This window comes from Dialister succinatiphilus YIT 11850, assembly GCF_000242435.1.
Lineage (GTDB): Bacteria > Bacillota > Negativicutes > Veillonellales > Dialisteraceae > Dialister > Dialister succinatiphilus.
Window position 1 is genome coordinate 130274 of the sequence record NZ_JH591189.1, and the last position, 2905, is coordinate 133178.

Genomic DNA, 2905 nt, shown 5'->3' on the forward strand with positions numbered 1-2905 from the left:
AATCCCGTAACGCTGACTTTATAAGCATTGCCGCAGAGCGGCAATCCGCAACCTTAGGGGCCAAAGGCCCCGTCAAACTTACGAACCCTTGGACCGAAGGCCCATCCATCTTAAGAACCCTTTTTATGCAACCCTTCTACACAACCCGCGGCGCCAGCCGCGCCCCTTTTTTAAAATTGCGGCGTCAGCCGCCACCACCACCCTCTGAACCCTTCTGAACCCTTCTGTACCTTCTGAACCCTCTGAACCCTCACACCCGATAGGGTGTGTCCAAAAGCCGCCCCCTCATTTTTCTTTAAACATCCCTACCAGCTGGGCGCGGTTTTTGATGTCCAGTTTTTTATAGATAAGGGAGAGCGCTTTTTTTATGGTGATTTCCGCCACGTTCATTTCAGCGGCGATTTCTTTATTGGTTCTGCCTTTCATGACGAGGCGGATGATGCCCATTTCACGGGCGGTGAGTTTTTTGCTCAGCTGATCCAGGTGGATTTCTTTTTCCAGAATCTGCCCGGCCGATTCAAAGCGGGAGTCCATGATGTCTTTCAGCAGGGAGGAGGCAGGGCTGGCTTTGAGGTGGGCCCAGCGGGAGGCGAGGCGGTTTTTGACGGTGAGGAAGGGGGTGATGAGGTGGTCCGGCTCTGCCAGGCGGAGGGCTTTTTCCATGGCTTCCAGGCATTGGGCGTTTTCGTGGAGCATGTCGCAGGCGATGGCCTGGTGGAGGAGGGCGTGGATTTCGCCTATGAGGGAGCGGCGCTGGCAAGCCAGGAGGGTTCTGCCGTTTCCGGGGTGGACGAGCCGTTCGTCTTCCACAATGTGTAGGAAGGTAAGGGCAGGGAAATAGAACATGGAGCTGTTGATGGCTTGATTTTGGCGGTCCCCGCCTTCTCTGGAGGGGAGGATGATTTCCAGGCTTTCATCGCTCATGCGGGCGAGGAGGGCCTGAAAAGGCTGGGCGGTGTTCATGAGTTCATGAAGCTTTTTTCGGGACTCTTTCAGGCCGGCGGTATCTCCGTAGAAGTAGGAGAGCATGGCCTGGTAGTGGAGGCAGCGGATTTGGATGGAAAGGTCCTCCCTATAGGATTCGGTGGCTTCCAGGGTGGAGAGGGCGTCTTCTGCTTCGCTGAAATGGCCGGTGTTGAAGGCGTATTCCATCTGGAAATAGAGGGCCCAGATTCCATTATGTGGCATGCGGTTGATACGGCAGCAGATTTCCTGGATTTCTATGAGCTGCTCCGTTTCTTCTTTCAATTTTCCCGGGGTGGAGTGGTACATCATAAGGAAGGAGGGACAGCAGAATCCGAGACGGGGCGCTATGAACTGGTCTTCCAGATGAAATTTGCGGATGTCTTCAAGGACTTTGGCAAAGAGGGAGGTCATGGTGTCCAGATGATTGAAGGCGGTGGCCCCTTCGAGAAAGGTCAAGGCCGTCTGTCCCAAGAGGGAGAGCTCCAGCCGCTGGATGCGGGCCATGTTCCTTCGATAGCCGGCATGAAGTTCGGAGAAATAGAGGTCGTAGGCCATGAGAAGCACTGTTTTCATGTGCTTCCTCATCAAGTCATGGGGAATGTGGTCCAGAAGGTCGGCAGGATAGATGCGGGGCCCCGCCAGCAGAATGGAGTCGGCGCCTTTGTCCAGAATAATGAGGGAGAGCTCATAGTTTTTCGCCAGGCTGGCAAATCGCATGGCTTCGGGGAGGCTTCCCATGGAGTAGTACCAGTGAGCCGCCTTATCCAGGTACTGCCGCCGTGTTTCTTCGCTCCAGAGTTGGAATTCGGACTGGAGAAATTCCTTCATCAGGGGAAAGAAGAAATATTTGCGGGTCTGCCGATTTAGATAGAGAAAAAGGCCGCTCTTTTCCTGACTGGAAAGGATGGCGGGCACATCTGCATCAGGGCACATGAAAAGGGCCTTGCTCACCGAAAATCGGTCGAAAAGGGAAAGAACTGTCAGGGTTTTTCTTGTGGCCTCGGACAGATAGCGGAAAACCTTATCATTGATGGTGAGGAAGAGCTCTTCTTTCTTCCTGTCGTCGATCATGCCGGTGCCGTAGTGGTTATGGAGCCAAAGGTCTTTCACGCCTTCGGATACCGCAAAGGTTTCCTTATCCTTCAGCTTGTTGTAGGAAATGGAATTGTTCAGATGTACCAGTTCCCAGCCATTGCCGCTGGCAGCTTCCGGATTTCTTCGATAGAGGAAATCACATTTCATATGTTCCTTCAGAAAGAACTGGAGCTGCGGCGCCGTTTCCAGATCGGCGGTCACGGTGTAGAGCCAAAAGTCCTGGCTCAGAGGATGGGATATCCACTGCTCATGGGAGAGGACTGTGGGAATCATCTTGTCCCTGGTAGTAATAAAGAAACGGGTCACTGCATCCCGTCCGGAAGCAGCCATATCGGACCCGCCTCCCGTCCAGGTGATATCCCGGGCCATGCAGGCAAGAAGCAGGGTGATTTCGTTCTTTTCATAATAGTCATGAAGGATTTCCTGGGAGCAGGAGAGCAGGAGGCTTTCTGTGTCGGTCATGGGAATCAGTCCTTTTTTATATACGATAAAATGGATTCTTTACTGCATTATATCATATGGATAGTGGGTGCCATATGGACAAGCCCCTTTGGGGCTTGAGGGTTGACGGCCCGCTGGGTCGAAGGTACTTAAGGGGCTTAAGTTTGACGCGCCTTTGGTGTGCAAAGCGAACATGATTTGCACTATGCGAACTGGATTTGTAAGGGAGCATCAGCGACCTGAAAATCCAGTGAGTCAGTGACAGCAGTGGATGCACTATGCGAACTGGATTTGTAAGGGAGCATCAGCGACCTGAAAATCCAGTGAGTCAGTGACAACAGAGGGTGAAGGAGCAAAGCGACGCACAAATCATAGTGAGTCGTTTCCCCTTTAGGGGCGAGGG

At 52.9% G+C, this 2905-nt stretch carries 1 protein-coding gene; it reads right to left on the reverse strand.

Annotated features, from left to right (window positions below; translation table 11 throughout):
* Positions 1–285: 285 nt before the first annotated feature.
* Positions 286–2523 (reverse strand): helix-turn-helix transcriptional regulator, encoded by a 2238-nt coding sequence (locus HMPREF9453_RS09525; RefSeq protein ID WP_008860347.1) that lies wholly within the window; start codon positions 2521–2523, stop codon positions 286–288.
* Positions 2524–2905: the final 382 nt, after the last annotated feature.